Here is a 16,961-nt window from a genome sequence, read left to right on the forward strand (position 1 = left end):
CCGTCCACTCCGCCACTTATTTGAGCGTCGTCTCAATAAACACGAATTACAGGGGTGTAGCTCCAATTGGCAGAGCAGCGGATTCCAAATCCGCGTGTTGGGAGTTCGAATCTCTCCACCCCTGCCATACTCTAAAGCCTCAGCAGTAATGCTGGGGCTTTTTTGCATCTGAAGAAAAGAGAAGCTGACTAGTTGGAAGAGTTGTCGATTCCTCTGATACCAAAGTATCGGGGGGATTGAAAGCTCATATCTCCGGGATATTGGTCCACTTCACCTATCCCCCATATTCATAAGCTCTGGCTTAGGTCAGGGTCTCTTTTATTCCTAACGTATAGTTTCGATGTCAGGTGTATGTTTATCCAACGAATATGGCATACCTTTGCTTCAGATAGTTTTATTTTCTAGTAATGTAATTACTAAATGTTGATGTATCGCGTTGCTCTTTCTGTTTTACCTTCGAATTTCATAACACTTTTTCTTCGTTATCGAGCACATCTGATTCACAATCTATTGAAAGGTCAGTGGTTACATTGGCTTGGATGATTACTGACTTGGTTCCTGTTATCATCATGCATTAATGCTAATAATTAGGAAGTAAGTTTATGCCACATTTTCGATTCCGTGCTGTAGAGCCACAAGCTGTTCAGGCATTATCAAAACCCCTTACGGATGAACTTCAGCCTCTAATGGACTGTCCGCGTGAGGATTTTACTTTTGAGTATATCTACACTACGTTTTTCAATGAGGGTGAGGTGAGTGCTGCATATCCTTTTGTCGAAGTGCTTTGGTTCGACCGTGGTCAGGAAGTGCAAGATGAAGTTGCCAAGCTTATTACGCAACAAGTGCGCGGTATCGCTGGTGCCGATATTGATGTTGCAGTTATCTTTTCCGCCTTATCTCCTAAAGCTTATTACGATAATGGCGAACACTACTAAAGGTTAAAGGCTATGAGGCTGAGTTTCATTGTAACTTTGGGTTTATGTTTCTCAGCTTCAGTATGTTCTACTCCTTGGGAGTCTGCGGTTAATCCTACCCGAAACTCTTCCTCCTCTATTGGTAGTTATGCTAACGGTTGTTTAGATGGTGCATTACCCTTGCCTCTCGATGGCGTTGGTTATCAAGTCTTACGTAGTAAAACGAAGCGCTACTATGGGCACCCTAAAACGATAGAGTTTATTGAAAATCTGGCGCTTAAAGCTCACCAAAATCTCAACACCACTCTGCTGATTGGTGATTTGTCTTTACCTAGAGGTGGAAGGTTCTCCTCTGGTCATTCTAGTCATCAAACCGGGTTAGATATCGATATTTGGTTAAGACTTGCTGACCAACCGCTTTCTTATAACGAATTACAACTTCCTAAGCCCATGAGTGTGGTGGATTTAAAAGGTTATTCCATACTTAATCATCGCTGGGAAGAACGGCACTTTAAGCTAATTCGGTACGCTTCAAAAAGTAAGGATGTTGCACGAATTTTTGTACATCCTGTTATTAAGGAGCAACTTTGCTTGCAAGAAAACGGCAAAGATCGTTCTTGGTTACGTAAAGTACGTCCATGGTGGGGGCATCATTACCACTTTCACGTCAGGTTATCTTGTCCTGATTCGAGCGACTATTGTGTTGATCAAGCTCCACCTCCAGTAGGCGATGGCTGCGGTGTTGAGCTTGCAAGTTGGGCCCTGAAAGCAAAACCTATTGATACCCCTCCACGGGTAAAAACAACCTCTAAGCCCAAACGAAAAAAAGTCGTTCCACCTCAATGCTTGCCGCTTATCAATCCTAATTAGTGTTACTCTTCAGGTTTATCTGTACTTGGTGATCTCTTTTATGAAACTGGAGAAACATCATACTTTTGTCTACATTGAATAGTACCAATACAAAAACTAACCCAATTAGTTTTGGGGACATATTATAGAAATCTAAATTAAACAAAGAGTTGTAGTATGGGTAAGTTGTAACTTCTCTGTTTAGAAAAAGATCTTTCGTCACGATACTCTGGTTTCTTAGCAATATGTCTGTCAGTTGGCTAAAAAGCGATAGCAACGCAGACAAGTGTGTAAGGCAGGGATATGCCCTTTTCCTGTTAGAAGAGTAAATCAAGGACAAAACCATGACTATGATTTGTGCAAAAGAATTTGCAGAGTGGTTAAGACACAGATTTAGCAGTGATACTAAAGGAGTCTCTTTGACTCGAGAGGATGTGAATCACCTGACTGGGCGTCAACGCCTTGATCCGGGTTTTGTTAATGATGTGCATTATGAGCTGATGCAATATGGGATGGCTTTCGTTACTGATACGAGCCGAGAAAACTTTTATTTAATACCTGTTTCTCAAGCGGAGAATTGGCGTGAGAGACTAGAGTATCATTTTGAAAAAGAGCTATTCTGCAATATTATCCCTATTGAAAAATCAGGTTGAGAAAAGGTTCAACTTTGATGTCAAAGTTGAACCTAATTGCTCTTATGCTAACCCTTGAATAATCACGAATTTTTCAAGCAACTGCTCTTCAGTTTCGACATGGTTCGGATCAGTTATTATGCATTTTGTAATTGGACACACTGACTGACAGGTCGGCTTTTCGTAATGCCCCTTACACTCTGTACATAGCGCTGGATCAATTTCGAAAATGCTCTCTCCCATACTGATTGCCCCATTGGGGCATTCGGGATCACACATGTCGCAGTTAATGCATTTATCAGTAATGAGCAAGGCCATGGTTACTTACCAGTCGGGTTACGGGTGTCCTGCCCTGAGTTTAGATTACGCATTAATAGGCCATATTCTAAATCTAGCTCTGCTGGTACTGGAATGAATACAAAGTGACCGTTTCCTTTCGCGTCTTCAATAGACTCTGATTTGCGGTTTTCCATTGCCTCTAGCGTGAAAACAATATTGCCTTTTGGCGTCATTAGTTCAAGGCTATCACCGACAAGAAACTTATTTTTTACTTCTACTTCAGCCATGTCACCACGACGTTTGCCAGTGAATTCACCAACAAACTGTTGAGCATCAGAGACTGAGTAACCGTAATCGTAGTTTTGGTAAGTATCGTGTGTATGACGGCGTAGGAAGCCTTCAGTGTAGCCACGGTGAGCTAGGCTTTCTAGTGTACCCATTAGGCTTTCATCGAATGGTCGGCCTGCTACAGCATCATCAATTGCTTTACGATAAACTTGAGCGGTACGTGCGCAGTAGTAGAACGATTTAGTACGACCTTCAATTTTCAATGAGTGAACACCCATCTTAGTTAAGCGTTCAACGTGCTGAACCGCTCGTAGGTCTTTAGAGTTCATGATGTAAGTACCATGCTCATCTTCGTAAGCCGCCATTTTTTCTTCTGGACGGTGCGCTTCAGAAAGCAGAACGACTTCATCTGTTGGTTTGCCGCGACCAATTGTGGTTTCAGGGCGCTCGTCTTGTACTTCGACAGGCTGTGCTTCAGTCGGGTCGAATTTCTCTACGATATCACCAGCGTCGTTTTCTTTACCCTCTTCAACTTTGTATTCCCAGCGGCATGCGTTAGTGCAAGTGCCTTGGTTAGGGTCACGTTTGTTGATATAGCCAGAAAGTAGGCAACGACCAGAGTAAGCCATGCATAATGCACCGTGAACGAATACTTCAAGCTCAGTTTCAGGGCAATGCTCACGAATTTCTTCGATTTCTTCTAGAGATAGCTCGCGAGAAACGATCACACGCTCCACGCCATTCGCTGCCCAGAACTTAACGGTCGCCCAGTTTACAGCGTTCGCTTGTACAGAAAGGTGAATTGGCATTTCTGGGAAAGCTTCACGAACCATCATAATTAGGCCTGGATCTGACATGATCAATGCGTCAGGACCCATCTCTACGATTGGCTTAAGATCACGGATGAACGTTTTTAGCTTCGAGTTGTGTGGTTGAATGTTACATACCACATAAAGCTTTTTGCCTAGGGCGTGGGCTTCATCGATACCGATTTTTAGGTTCTCGTGGTTAAACTCGTTGTTACGTACGCGAAGGCTGTAGCGAGGTTGGCCAGCGTAAACTGCATCTGCCCCGTAGGCGAATGCGTAACGCATGTTTTTCAGGCTGCCCGCTGGAGATAGTAGCTCAGGCACGAATGCTTTCTCAGTTGTCATTGCTCAATTCTCTTTTATCTGATCACAAGTCAGGCCAATTCCACCTAATGGAAATGGGGCGCAAATTTTACGTCAAAATGTGAACTGTGACTAGGGTAATTGTGTTTCAGATAGAAAAACACCCTCAAAAAAAGTGAGGGCGTTATGGTTAACCTTTATACAATATTATGCGTTAGGATTCGGTAAGCCGCCTAGCGCGTCGTATAGGTTGGGAAGGAAAGCACTGAACTCTCCACACATTAGAGAGAAGTCTGCATCAAATCGAGCTGCTTGATCTTCACGTGGAATATCATCGTTTTGATCTTTCAATTCATCAGAGAATTTTAGACGTTTGATGCCCGCATCTTCCGTCATAATGAACTCAATACGATCTTGCCAATTAAGCGCAAGTTTCGTCACGACTTTATCCGCAGCGATGTGGTTGCGGATTTCATCAGTGGTTAGCTCTTGCTTCTTACAGCGAATCACACCACCTTCTTCAAGTACGGATTTTAGCTCAGCTTCGTCCATCATGCTGATACCTTGAGGTGTGTCACCGCTTTTCACCCACTCGGTTAGCGTAGTTTCAATCGCCACTTCTGGAATAGCAGGAACAACAGGTAAACTACCCATGGTTTTACGAAGCAATGCTAATACATCTTCTGCTTTTTTATAGCTGCTTGCATCAACAAGGATAAAACCTTCTTTTGGCATGATGAGCACGTGAGTGTGGCTGCTGCGGCTGAATGCGCGCGGCAGTAAATCCATTACGATGTCATCTTTCAGGTTGTCTTTCTCTTTCTTCTTCAGAGGACGACCTTCTTGCGCTTCCATTGCTTCTACTTTTGCATTCAATGATTCTTTGATCACAGAGGCAGGCAGCATTTTCTCTTCTTTCTTGGCGCAAATCAGAATGCGGTTTTCTGACACGTGAGTCATCATATCGCCATGTCTACCCATTGCACTGACCCAGCCAAATTTCTGTTTGTCTTGACTGCCACACGGGGTGAATCGGAATTCAGACAGCTGAGTTTCTAGTTGTTCGGCGTTAAAAGTAACCTCGCGGTTAACGCGGTATACCAGACAGTTTTTAAACCACATAAATCTTCTCTAGGCTTGATGACAAGGGACTAATCATAGGGAATTTTTGTGCTGATGTCTTAATAGAAATGAAAAATATCCGAATGAACCTCAAAAGAAAGTTATATGAAAATTTGTTTTCAAAGGTCACAAAAGTGTCATAATTGGTAGTGATAATGCTTATGCAAAGAGAGGCGCTTTGTCTCTTAAATTCATTAGCTCAACGAACATAAGGTTACTCAATTATGTCTAGAAGGATTCTGGTTGTTGAAGACGAAGCTCCTATTCGCGAAATGCTGTGCTTCGTACTTGAGCAGAAAGGTTACCAAGCGGTAGAAGCGGAAGATTACGATACTGCAGTAACCAAACTGGCTGAACCCTTCCCTGATTTAGTTTTACTGGATTGGATGTTACCAGGCGGTAGTGGCATTAACTTCATCAAACATATGAAGCGAGAGGAATTAACGCGCAACATTCCAGTTGTGATGCTTACCGCTCGTGGTGAAGAAGAAGATAAAGTGCGCGGTTTAGAAGTCGGTGCGGATGACTACATTACTAAGCCATTCTCTCCTAAAGAGTTGGTTGCACGCCTAAAAGCGGTGATTCGTCGCGTTACCCCTACTGCACTAGAAGATGTAATTGATGTACAGGGATTGAAGCTTGACCCTGTATCGCACCGTGTTACGGCTAATGATGCGCCATTAGACATGGGTCCAACAGAATTTAAGATGCTTCATTTTTTCATGACGCATCAAGAACGCGTATACAGCCGTGAGCAGCTATTAAACAATGTTTGGGGCACTAACGTGTATGTCGAAGACCGTACGGTCGATGTTCACATTCGCCGCCTGCGTAAAGCATTGGAAGCTGCAGGGCATGATAAGCTGATCCAAACTGTTCGTGGTGCTGGATACCGCTTCTCGACGAAGGCATAAATTAACACGCAGCTTATCGGTACCATTTCTGGAGTTATGAGTGGTTGAAAGATTAACGTGGAAAAAGCTGGCTTGGGAGCTGGCTTTTTTTTACACCCCATGGGTGATAGTAGGTTGGATATTCGGTTATATGCCGTGGTTGCTTTTGGCTGCTACGGCATTGCAGCTTGTGTGGCATTTGCATAACCAAGTACGTTTATCTTCTTGGTTATGGGATGAAAAACGCCTCACGCCACCGTCAGGTAGCGGTAACTGGGAATCTTTGTTCAATGGGTTGTATCGCTTACAACAGCGCCAACGCCGCAAACGAAAAGAACTTACTAATCTTATTCGTCGATTCCGAAATGGTGCAGAATCGCTACCCGATGCGGTAGTGGTATTCCGTGCTGAAGGAAATATTGTTTGGTGCAACAAGCTGGCTCAGCACTTACTGGGCTTCCATTGGCCAGAAGATTCAGGTCAACCTATCTCCAATCTCATTCGTACACCTGATTTTATCAAGTACCTCAACAAGAAAGACTTCTCAGAGCCATTAGAAATGCGTTCACCACTCAACGTCGAACGCATGCTGGAATTGCGTATCGTACCGTATACCGAGGGTGAGCACTTGATGGTAGTGCGTGATGTGAGCCAATTAAAACAACTTGAGGGAATGCGTCGCAACTTTTTTGCCAACGTATCTCATGAACTGCGTACACCAATGACGGTGCTACAAGGTTATTTGGAGATGACTGAAGACCCTGATATGGTCGTGGGTCCAATGTGGAGCAAAGCTCATGGTGTCATGACGGAGCAGCTTAACCGCATGAACAGTTTGGTGAACCAACTACTGACACTATCTAAAATTGAAGCGGCACCTATGCATGAGCTTGAGGAAGTCGTGAATGTGCCCGCGATGCTTGAAGTGTTAGAAAAAGAGGCGGTTAGCCTTAGTGGGGACAACCAACATAAATTGAAATTTGATGTTGATGCTAGCCTACGCGTGCTGGGCGATGATGACCAGTTACGTAGTGCTATCTCTAACCTCGTTTATAACGCCGTCAAATACACACCGCCTGGTGCGAACATTAATGTTCGTTGGTTCCAGACCTCTCAAGGCGCATGCTTAGAGGTGGAAGATAGCGGTGATGGTATTGAACCTCAGCACCTACACCGACTTACCGAGCGTTTTTATCGAGTAGATAAAGCAAGATCACGTGATACTGGTGGAAGTGGTTTAGGGCTAGCCATTGTAAAACACGCGCTGAGTCACCATGACTCTCATTTAGAAATTCACAGTGAAGTAGGTGTGGGCAGTAAGTTTTCTTTCGTATTGCCTGAGCGTTTGGTGGTGAAATAATGGCTTTACGATTGGCAAAAACATTCAGTTTATTCGCGCTTGTTTGTTCTTTTATTGCTGCCGCTCAAGATAAACCATTGCCGACTTATCATAAAACGACGGGGATTGTCGGGAACTTGCTCTCTGTTGGCTCCGATACACTTGCGGGTATGACAACGCTTTGGGTTGAAGAGTTTAAATCCATTTACCCGAATATTAATGCGCAAGTCCAAGCGTCTGGCTCTTCTACTGCCCCTCCAGCATTGACCGAACAAACAGCTCAGTTTGGTCCCATGAGCCGCCCTATGCGTTTAAGAGAGGTTGAAGCGTTTGAACGTGAACATGGCTACAAGCCAACGGCGCTTAGGGTAGCCATCGATGCAATCGGTATTTTTGTTCATCAAGATAATCCAATTCAAGGTCTTAACTTTAGTCAGTTAGATGCTTTGTTTTCTGCCACGCTACGCTGTGGTGAAAGTCAATTTGTCACAAACTGGCAGCAACTCGGTCTTGAATCACAGTGGGCAAAGCGAAACGTCCAGTTGTTTGGTCGTAACTCCGTTTCTGGAACTTACGGTTACTTCAAAAGCAATGCCTTGTGTGGCGGCGATTTCAAGACCCGAGTTAACGAGCAGCCAGGCTCCGCGTCAGTTGTGCAAGCTGTAGCGTCAACCATCAGTGGAATTGGTTATTCCGGTGTCGGTTATCGAGTGGCAGGCGTGCGCTTAGTCCCTGTGGCTAAAATGGGAAATGACTACGTGACTCCAACGCGAGAACATATTGTTAGTGGTAAGTACCCACTATCACGTTACTTATATGTTTACGTGAATAAGCACCCTGATTACCCATTAACACCAATTGAAGCTGAGTTTATTCGCTTTATCTTTTCTGCTCAGGGACAAGCGTTGGTTGAGAAAGATGGTTATGTGCCCATTACGGCAGACTTTGCAGAAGAAGAGTTAAAAAAAGTCGGCCTGTAAGCCGACTTTTTATTTAGGTATGGACAGTACGAGATCAGAAAGTGAGTGTCCACTTCGCGCTGTCCCAACGTTCTTGTTCTTCCTGTAAATCCGCGTGAAGTAATTTATTGTTTTCTAGCCATGCTTCATCTGTGCAGGTGAGAATCCATTCGTCATTTTTGATAGATAAGGTGATATCAGGCAATGGATCTTCATTACGCTGCCCATTTAATACGATAGAAAGTCGTAATATTTTGATGAGGCTTATAACGTCACTCTGTTTATAGAGGTTGAAATCTGGTAGTTCTTGCAATTTGAGCGCTTTACGCTGGAAGCGAGCTAATGTTGCAAGCACTAATTGCTGCTCACGGTTGAAGCCTTGTAGGGTGGAGTGCAACAGAATATAAAAAGAGTGGCGATGGAAACTACGCAAGTTGATACTTAATCCGACTTCATGAAGCAACGCTGCCCATTCTAGTAAGTCAAATAACTCACTCTTTTTCTTAATGCCTAGTTCAGAGCGTACCTGACATAACATCTCACGTGCATGACCCTTAACACGAGCGGCATGCTCTAAGTCGACTCGGTGCTTGTTGGCTAAATTTTCTGTGGTGCGCATGCGAATATCGGAGCGTGCGAAACGTTCTTCCATTTCGTACAACAGGCCTTCGCGTAGAGCACCATCGGAGAAAAACATTTGCTCAATGCGAAGCGCTTTGAAAATCGCGGACAAAATCGCTACGCCTGCTGCGAATACGGGTTTACGTTCTTCTGTTAGACCCGCCAGCTCAATATCTTCAATGGAATCAAATTTACACAGAGTTTCGATAAGTGTATCCAGTCGACTCGCTGTGATCAGGCCATCTTCAAAACCTAATCCTATTAGCACTTCTTGAATCGCTTTGATGGTTCCTGATGAGCCGAGAGCAATATCCCAGCCCTTTTTACGATATGTTGAAGCGATGGACTCGAGTTTTTGTTCGGCAGCTAACATCGCCTTGCTGAAGTTTTTTCCTGACAGTTTGCCGTTTTTAAAGTATTGCTCTGTAAAACTGACGCATCCCATTTGTTTACTGTTGAGAAGCTCAGGCTCAAATTCTTGTCCAATAATCATCTCGGTACTGCCGCCTCCGATATCGATGACTAGTTTGGAGTTGGATTCTACTTGAGTGTGCGCGACGCCTAAGTAAATCAGGCGGGCTTCTTCTTCTCCAGGGATAATTTCTATTGGGAAAGGCATCACTTCTTTCGCACGCTCGATGAAAAGGTGGGCATTTTTAGCGCGTCTTAGTGTGTGTGTGGCGGCGATACGTACATTTGACTCATCAAGCCCTTGCAACCTTTCAGCGAACATGGCTAAGCATTCTAGCGCACGCTCCATTGCGGCGTGACTTAAGTTCAATTCACTGTCGAGTCCTGATGCTAAGCGAACACGTTGTTTATGACGACTAACCAGTTGTAGGTCACTGCCGACAACTTTGGCCACCACCATATGGAAACTGTTTGAGCCGAGGTCTATCGCGGCAATGTAGCGAGTATCTTGTTCAAGTATTTGAGGCATCTGAATTTTGTTTTCTAGTTTGCTTTTCTATATTTTTAAGATAGTCATAGATAGCGATTTGAGAGCGAACTTTTTTGCGATTACCTCGTGGTACGTAAGCGTTACTCATTTCTTTATCTATTAAACGAGCCTTTACTGTATCGGTAAAATGGATATTCGTTATATCAATAATTCTCTGTTTCAAACGCGGATCACGGACTGGTACTGCTACCTCGATACGGTGATCAATATTTCTTGTCATCCAGTCTGCGGAGGAGATATAAACTTGCGGATCGCCATCATTGTGGGTGATCACCACGCGAGGGTGCTCAAGAAAGCGGTCAACAATACTGATGATGCGAATATTGTCGCTGATCCCCTCAATGCCCGGTACTAATGAGCACATACCTCGAATGATCATGTTTATTTTTACACCGGAAGTACTTGCTCCATAAAGCTTATTGACGATGCCTTTATCGACTAGGTTATTGACCTTGATCGTAAGAGCGGCTTTTTTCCCTAGCTTGGCATTCGCAATTTCATTATCAATTAAGCGGTAGATTTGGGTTCGAGAATTACGAGGAGATACCATAAGGTGATTGAACTTCACTGGTCGGTATGGATTCTCAATGTAACCGAAGACATTACGGACTTCATTAGTGATTTCTTGATCTGCCGTAAGCAGGGAGAAGTCGGTATAAATTCGTGCCGTCTTCTCATGGAAGTTGCCTGTGCCGATGTGTGCGTAGCGAATAATTTCTTCACCTTCGCGGCGGCTAATCATCAGTAGCTTTGAGTGAATCTTAAGACCAGGCGCACCAAAGATGACGTGCACACCCGCTTCGGTTAATACTTTTGACCATTCGATATTGGCTTCTTCATCAAAGCGAGCTTGCAGTTCGACGACCACAGTGACATTTTTGCCGTTGTGCACCGCATCAATTAAAGAGTTCATCAAGCGAGAATCTTTCGCGACGCGATAAATGTTAATCTTGATACTAAGTACTTTGGGATCGAAGGAGGCTTGGCGCACTAACTCACTAATATGGTCAAAAGTGTGGTAGGGATAATAGAGCAGAATATCTTTCGCTTTAATCGCGTCAAAGCTGTTGGCATAACCTTCGAAATCGGCACATTTCATTGGCGGGAGAGGTTTATTTTCAAGATATTCTCGTCCAACATTTGGAAAGCCGATGAAGTCTTTAAAGTTGTGATAGCGTCCGCCGGGGATAAGATTATCGTAGTTAGAGATATTAAGTTTGTTACACAGAAACTCTAACATTTGAGGCGGCATATCGCGTTCGTAGACGAAGCGAACGGGCTTTGCTGTCAGTCGCTGATTGACACCCTCTGACATTTGTTCAAGCAAGCTGTACTCGATTTCATTGCGTAAATCGTATTCAGCGTCACGCGTCATTTTCATCGCATAGCCGCTAAGCTCATCATAATCAAAAAAGCCTTTGAACAGCTCGTCCAAACAGTGGCGGATAATATTATCAAGTAAGATGATGGTTTTTCGACGCTTTCCTTTCTGTTCTGGTACCATCACAAAGCGGGGAAGGTGATCGGTCGGAATTTCGATCAGAGCGTACTGGTAATGTTCTTCTTTACGCAGTTCTACGGCGATGTAAGCGTACTCGTCTTTGAGAAATTGCAGAACATCGATCTCGTCTTTCATTAGGAGGGGAGTGATATGCGGCATTACCTCTCTACGGAAGTATTTCGCGATCCACTTTTGTTGCGATTCATCCAGTTGTTGCTCGTTGACCAAGAAAATGCGACGTCGCGCCATTTCTCGAATCAACTCGCTGTAAAGCTCATCAAATTGTTCGTTAAGCTTTAGTGCTTTCGACTGCATTTTGGTTAACAGTCGTTTAGGGCTATCACTGCCACCGCGCTCTTGGCTGATTAGGATTCTGCGCTTCACGTCCGCAAAGCGTACTTTGTAAAATTCATCTAAATTGTTGGAAAAGATCCCAAGAAAGCGAATACGTTCGATCAAAGGGACGGTTTTATCGGCAGCTTCTTGTAATACTCGTTCGTTGAAAGACAACCAACTCAGCTCTTTTTCTATATATAGTTTTTCTGCGCTCATAACCTTACCTAGCCAAAAGTGAAGTAACACGTACTCATCTTGGAAAAATGGATGAGTGAGAACATTATGAGATTTTCATTACAGATTTATTTCATACCACGCATTGCATAAGAGTTGTATTCTTTTCAGGTGTTTAATGTGATCTGTAATATAATTGTCATCTTAACGACATATTCTAGTACTAAGTCAAAAAAGGTAGAGATTTAAATGGCACAAGCCGAGTTTTCATTGCAGGAAAAAGATAAGAAACGACTGATAAAAGATCGTTTGGTTCGACTTGCAGTGACATCCGGTGGTGTCGGCGTACTCGCGGCGCTTATTTTGATCTTTGTCTACCTCGCTATGGTGATCATTCCGCTTTTTTCTGATGCGGAGATCAAAACCAACCAAGCCATTCGAGCCACTCATATTGAAACACCACTTGCGATTTCAGTGGATGATTACGCTCAGCTCGCGTTCGTTCTAACCCAAAGTGGTGAGATTCAATATTTGTCGATGGACGATCCTACGAAACCTGCGGTGTATACACAGCAAATCGTCCAGAAACCCGTCGCTTTCTCTCAATCTGCTCCTGGGCTAGGTTGGTATGGATTTGTTGATGGGCAGGGTAAAGCGAACCTTTTCAAGCCAGAATTTAATGCCACATTGAGAGAAAATACACGTCCTCCGGAAGTGATTGAGCTAGACACCAGCATGGATCTGACACTAAGTACGCCTCAAGATCCTGTGACTCAGTTTGTATTTGCAGCTTCGACGCCCTTACCAACGGTTGTTTGGCAGACGCAAAGTGGTGAAGTGAAAGCTCGCTGGCAAGTGGCTTCGTCTTTGGGTACGTCTCCTACAACGATCGATTTTACGTTCTCTTCAGGCTTTGATACGCCTCAGCAAATGTTATTGACACCTGACGGTGAAACGCTTTATTTGCGCGATGGCTCTGAGTTGATAGTGTTAAAGAAAACCGCACGTAAATTTGCTGTGCGAGAGGTGGTCGACCTAACTCAAGGTGATAAGAAGCATTCCGTTCGTACGATAGACTTATTGGCTGGTGCTTACTCGCTTTTGGTGACGCACAACGATGGTCGGGTGTCGCAATGGTTTGATACGCTGCAAGAAGAAAAACGCACGTTAACGCATATTCGTGATTTTAAATTGGCATCAGAGCTTAAGTATTTGTTGCCGGATTCTCATCGAAAAGGATTTTATAGCTTTTACACCAACGGCACGCTGCAAAGCCATTATACAACCAGTGAAAAACTGGTGTTGTTTAAGCGTGCGTACAATCAAGTGCCCGCAATCGCAGCAATGTCTAACAATGAACGCTACTTAATCACTTGGCAAAATAATGCGTTAAATGTTGCGGAAGTGGACAATGCCTATCCGGAAATTTCATTGTCTTCATTATGGCAAGAAGTGTGGTACGAAGGGTATCCTGAGCCTGAATTTGTGTGGCAATCGACTTCGGCGAGCGATAACTTTGAGGCTAAGTTCAGCCTAGTACCTATTGCGTTTGGAACGATAAAAGCGGCGATGTTTGCGATGCTGTTTTCAGTACCGCTCGCAGTGCTAGGTGCTATTTATACGGCTTACTTTATGTCGCCACGCATGCGTCGCGTCGTAAAACCGTCGATTGAGCTAATGGAAGCACTGCCGACGGTGATCATAGGTTTCCTAGCGGGATTGTGGTTCGCGCCTATTGTCGAAGATCATTTGATTACGATCGTCGTTATGCTGTTTGTTTTGCCCTTGAGCACCATGATTATGGGCGGGCTATGGGCATTAATACCGCAACCTTTGCGGAATCGTCTGCCTAATGGTTGGCATGCTTTAGTGCTCATGCCTGTCATATTGGTACTGATTGGGCTTGGAGTGTGGATTTCGCCTACGATTGAGCAGACGTTCTTTGGTGGCGATATGCGCTTATTCTTAACCGAGCATGGTATTGGTTACGATCAACGCAATGCATTGGTGGTGGGGTTAGCGATGGGGTTTGCTGTTATCCCGACGATTTTTACCATTGCCGAAGATGCCATTTTCTCTGTACCGAAGCATTTATCGGATGGCTCTTTGGCATTAGGGGCCACGCCTTGGCAAACTTTAATCTATGTTGTCTTGCTTACTGCAAGCCCAGGTATTTTTTCTGCCATTATGATGGGCCTGGGACGCGCTGTTGGCGAAACCATGATTGTGTTAATGGCAACGGGCAATACGCCATTAATGGATTGGAATATTTTGGAAGGATTGCGCAGCCTGTCGGCGACCATCGCCGTTGAGTTGCCAGAGTCGGAAGTTGGAAGTTCGCATTATCGCCTGCTGTTCCTAGCTGCATTGATTTTATTTGTGTTTACGTTTGCAGTAAACGCGCTTGCGGAGTGGGTTCGTCAGAGACTGAGAGATAAGTACCGTGCGTTGTAATAATGGTTTGAATAAAGAGCGAGTAATAACGTGTTAAATTGGATTCGTTCTGGCGCACCGTGGATATGGCTAACAGGCGGTGCAGTCAGCATCAGTTTGTTGTCGGTATTAGGGTTGTTACTCCTTATCGGCTGGAAAGGCCTGACTTACTTTTGGCCAGCGCCTTTGTATCAGTGGAATGTTGCAGCGCTGACTCCTGTACAAGGCGAAGTGCTACATGAAAATACTATTCTGATTGGTCAAGTGTATGAGCGCAGCTTTGTACCGAAGAGTTATTTGCCTGAAAGCGCAGCACAACAGTTAGAAGACGATGAAGATTTTGCCACGCGACTCAGTATCAAAATCGCTAACCGAGAGTTGTATCCCGCCGATTTTATCTCCGTATTGCAAATGCAGTTGGATGAGCCCACGATGCCAAAAGAGTGGGCGGTGATAGAGCGCAGTAGCGGTGGTTATTTCTTTGGTAAGCTGGTGGCGTTTCAAGATGGTGATAATATATACACCAGTGATATTCAATCGGTACTAAATAAAAAGCTTGATGATGCAGAAACTCTGCGCCATGAGATTGATTCTTTGGTGGTCGATCAGCTTAAAGAGCTTGGTTGGAAGCTAGAGCAGTTGCGATTAGAAAAGCGCAAGCATGAATTGAATGACACGCTGACAGAAAGCTTCTTAAACGAAAACCAGACGAAAAAAGAGCAGATAGAAAAAGCGCTTGCGACGTTAGATTTGCAACTTGATGGTTTACGACTTCAGCTCTCTGACTATGCCTTGATTGTCGAGGATATGACGGGGTCACAAGTATCGATTCCGCTCGAAGACATTTTGGACTACTGGTATCCAAACCAAATGTCACTGCCTGATAAAGTCATGCATTGGGGAAAACAGGTTTGGAAGTTTTTATCTGAAGATCCAAGAGAGTCTAACTCCGAAGGAGGCGTGTTCCCTGCGATATTTGGTACGGTTTTCTTAGTACTCATTATGTCGATCATTGTGATGCCACTCGGGGTGATCGCCGCTATCTATCTACATGAATATGCTAAGAATAACGCTCTAACCAGAGTTATTCGTATTGCGGTTATAAACCTAGCGGGTGTTCCATCGATTGTTTATGGCGTGTTTGGTTTAGGTTTCTTCGTTTATACGATTGGTGCCTCTATCGACAACGTATTCTATGCGGAGAAGCTACCGGCACCAACCTTTGGTACGCCGGGTTTGTTATGGTCAGCACTAACTCTTGCCGTGCTGACGCTTCCAGTTGTGATTGTGACGACAGAAGAAGGTTTAACTCGAATTCCGAGCTCCGTACGACATGGCTCTCTGGCACTTGGTGCAACTCAGTTCGAAACGCTATGGCGCGTGGTTTTGCCTATGGCGACGCCAGCTATTATCACAGGTTTGATCCTTGCGATTGCGCGTGCAGCTGGCGAAGTAGCGCCACTGATGCTGGTGGGGGTCGTGAAATTGGCATCCAGTTTACCGGTTGACGGACAATTCCCTTATGTGCATTTGGATAGAAAGTTCATGCATTTAGGTTTTCACATTTACGATGTTGGCTTTCAAACCTCCAACATCGAAGCGGCGCGACCATTAGTTTATGCCACCTCTTTCTTACTCGTGACAGTGATTGTCGGGCTAAACTTAACAGCAATCAGTATTCGCAATAATTTACGAGAAAAATACAGAACGTTAGGACAAGATTAAGTATGTTTAATTTTGATAGTACATTAGGTTATGAGCCACCATTGGATGTTCATAATTTAACGGATGAACAAACAGCCATCTCAATCGAGAACCTTAATCTGTTCTATGGTCAAACTCAGGCGCTGCATGATATTTCGATGCGAATTCCCAAAGGGCGAGTCACCGCTTTTATCGGTCCTTCAGGGTGTGGAAAGTCGACGTTATTACGTTGCATCAATCGCATGAACGACTTAGTGGAAGGGTGTCGAGTCACAGGTAAAGTGCGTCTCCATGGCAAGAATGTTTATCATCCTAATGTCGATGTTGCGACACTTCGACGCCGAGTGGGGATGGTGTTTCAAAGACCCAATCCATTTCCTAAGTCTATTTATGAAAACGTAGTTTATGGCTTACGCTTACAAGGTGTAAAAAACAGCCGCAGTTTAGATGACGCAGTGGAGCGATCCTTGCGCTCGGCGGCGTTGTGGGATGAGGTAAAAGACCGCTTGCATGAGAACGCATTTGGCTTATCTGGGGGGCAGCAACAGCGCTTGGTCATTGCGCGCGCGGTGGCGATTGAGCCGGAAGTCCTGTTATTGGACGAGCCAACATCAGCGTTGGATCCAATCTCAACTTTAACTATTGAAGAGCTTATCAATGAGCTGAAGACTCAATATACTGTCGTTATCGTTACCCATAACATGCAACAAGCGGCGAGAGTGAGCGATCATACTGCATTCATTCATATGGGTAAGTTAATTGAATACTCTGACGCGGACTCGATCTTCACTTCGCCAATGAAGAAACAGACCGAAGATTACATTACGGGTCGCTACGGTTAAGT

At 44.4% G+C, this 16,961-nt stretch carries 13 protein-coding genes, 1 tRNA gene and 2 pseudogenes; 11 read left to right on the top strand and 5 right to left on the bottom strand.

The annotated features are described in order from the left end of the window. The first annotated feature begins 50 nt into the window (after positions 1–50). From KI742_RS16365 to KI742_RS16380, 4 genes are all read left to right on the top strand, one after another. A tRNA-Trp gene (locus KI742_RS16365) sits at positions 51–127 on the top strand. 475 nt (positions 128–602) lie between these two features. Further along, entirely contained in the window at positions 603–935 is a 333-nt protein-coding gene (locus KI742_RS16370; protein WP_005381768.1) for a DUF1904 domain-containing protein, read from the top strand. A gap of 12 nt (positions 936–947) precedes the next feature. Then, on the top strand, positions 948–1,784 hold the full coding sequence (gene mepA / locus KI742_RS16375; RefSeq protein WP_285385708.1) for a penicillin-insensitive murein endopeptidase: 837 nt from the start codon (positions 948–950) through the stop codon (positions 1,782–1,784). A gap of 323 nt (positions 1,785–2,107) precedes the next feature. Beyond that, positions 2,108–2,416: a hypothetical protein gene (locus tag KI742_RS16380; protein ID WP_005381765.1), complete on the top strand. Its 309-nt coding sequence runs from the start codon at positions 2,108–2,110 to the stop codon at positions 2,414–2,416. Positions 2,417–2,458: 42 nt separating this feature from the next. Here the strand turns inward: KI742_RS16380 and KI742_RS16385 are convergent, their stop codons facing one another. The 3 genes from KI742_RS16385 to rdgC form a co-directional block, all read right to left on the bottom strand. Next, entirely contained in the window at positions 2,459–2,713 is a 255-nt protein-coding gene (locus KI742_RS16385; RefSeq protein WP_005381763.1) for a YfhL family 4Fe-4S dicluster ferredoxin, read from the bottom strand. Between the two features lie 2 nt (positions 2,714–2,715). After that, positions 2,716–4,116, bottom strand: coding sequence for a tRNA 5-hydroxyuridine modification protein YegQ (yegQ, locus tag KI742_RS16390; protein WP_005381754.1), 1,401 nt, complete (start codon positions 4,114–4,116; stop codon positions 2,716–2,718). 165 nt (positions 4,117–4,281) lie between these two features. After that, the gene (rdgC, locus tag KI742_RS16395) at positions 4,282–5,196 is read right to left on the bottom strand and encodes a recombination-associated protein RdgC (RefSeq protein WP_005381753.1); all 915 of its coding nucleotides are present in this window, start codon (positions 5,194–5,196) and stop codon (positions 4,282–4,284) included. Positions 5,197–5,420: 224 nt separating this feature from the next. Between rdgC and phoB the strand changes: the two genes are divergently transcribed. From phoB to KI742_RS16410, 3 genes are read left to right on the top strand one after another with little or no spacing between them, the layout of a single operon-like run. Then, positions 5,421–6,110 (top strand): phosphate regulon transcriptional regulator PhoB, encoded by a 690-nt coding sequence (phoB, locus tag KI742_RS16400; protein ID WP_005381752.1) that lies wholly within the window; start codon positions 5,421–5,423, stop codon positions 6,108–6,110. A 40-nt stretch (positions 6,111–6,150) separates the two neighbouring features. Then, positions 6,151–7,449, top strand: a complete 1,299-nt coding sequence (gene phoR / locus KI742_RS16405) for a phosphate regulon sensor histidine kinase PhoR (protein WP_005383667.1) — start codon at positions 6,151–6,153, stop codon at positions 7,447–7,449. Next, entirely contained in the window at positions 7,449–8,408 is a 960-nt protein-coding gene (locus KI742_RS16410; protein WP_005383668.1) for a PstS family phosphate ABC transporter substrate-binding protein, read from the top strand. Before phoR ends, KI742_RS16410 begins: the two co-directional genes overlap by 1 nt. Positions 8,409–8,442: 34 nt before the next feature. Here KI742_RS16410 and ppx read toward each other — a convergent pair whose 3' ends face one another. Beyond that, on the bottom strand, positions 8,443–9,948 hold the full coding sequence (ppx, locus tag KI742_RS16415) for an exopolyphosphatase (RefSeq protein ID WP_005383670.1): 1,506 nt from the start codon (positions 9,946–9,948) through the stop codon (positions 8,443–8,445). Continuing rightward, positions 9,932–12,022, bottom strand: a complete 2,091-nt coding sequence (gene ppk1 / locus KI742_RS16420; RefSeq protein WP_005381748.1) for a polyphosphate kinase 1 — start codon at positions 12,020–12,022, stop codon at positions 9,932–9,934. Before ppk1 ends, ppx begins: the two co-directional genes overlap by 17 nt. Positions 12,023–12,229: 207 nt before the next feature. Between ppk1 and KI742_RS16425 the strand changes: the two genes are divergently transcribed. From KI742_RS16425 to pstB, 4 genes and pseudogenes are all read left to right on the top strand, one after another. Continuing rightward, positions 12,230–14,434: an ABC transporter permease subunit gene (locus tag KI742_RS16425; protein WP_238843517.1), complete on the top strand. Its 2,205-nt coding sequence runs from the start codon at positions 12,230–12,232 to the stop codon at positions 14,432–14,434. Positions 14,435–14,464: 30 nt separating this feature from the next. Further along, positions 14,465–14,696: pseudogene (locus tag KI742_RS23590) on the top strand (phosphate ABC transporter, permease protein PstA); the annotation flags it as partial. Between the two features lie 65 nt (positions 14,697–14,761). Beyond that, positions 14,762–16,138: pseudogene (pstA, locus tag KI742_RS16430) on the top strand (phosphate ABC transporter permease PstA); the annotation flags it as partial. A gap of 2 nt (positions 16,139–16,140) precedes the next feature. Beyond that, on the top strand, positions 16,141–16,959 hold the full coding sequence (gene pstB / locus KI742_RS16435; RefSeq protein WP_005381745.1) for a phosphate ABC transporter ATP-binding protein PstB: 819 nt from the start codon (positions 16,141–16,143) through the stop codon (positions 16,957–16,959). Positions 16,960–16,961 lie beyond the last annotated feature (2 nt).

It is taken from the genome of Vibrio sp. D417a, assembly GCF_030248595.1.
Lineage (GTDB): Bacteria > Pseudomonadota > Gammaproteobacteria > Enterobacterales > Vibrionaceae > Vibrio > Vibrio alginolyticus.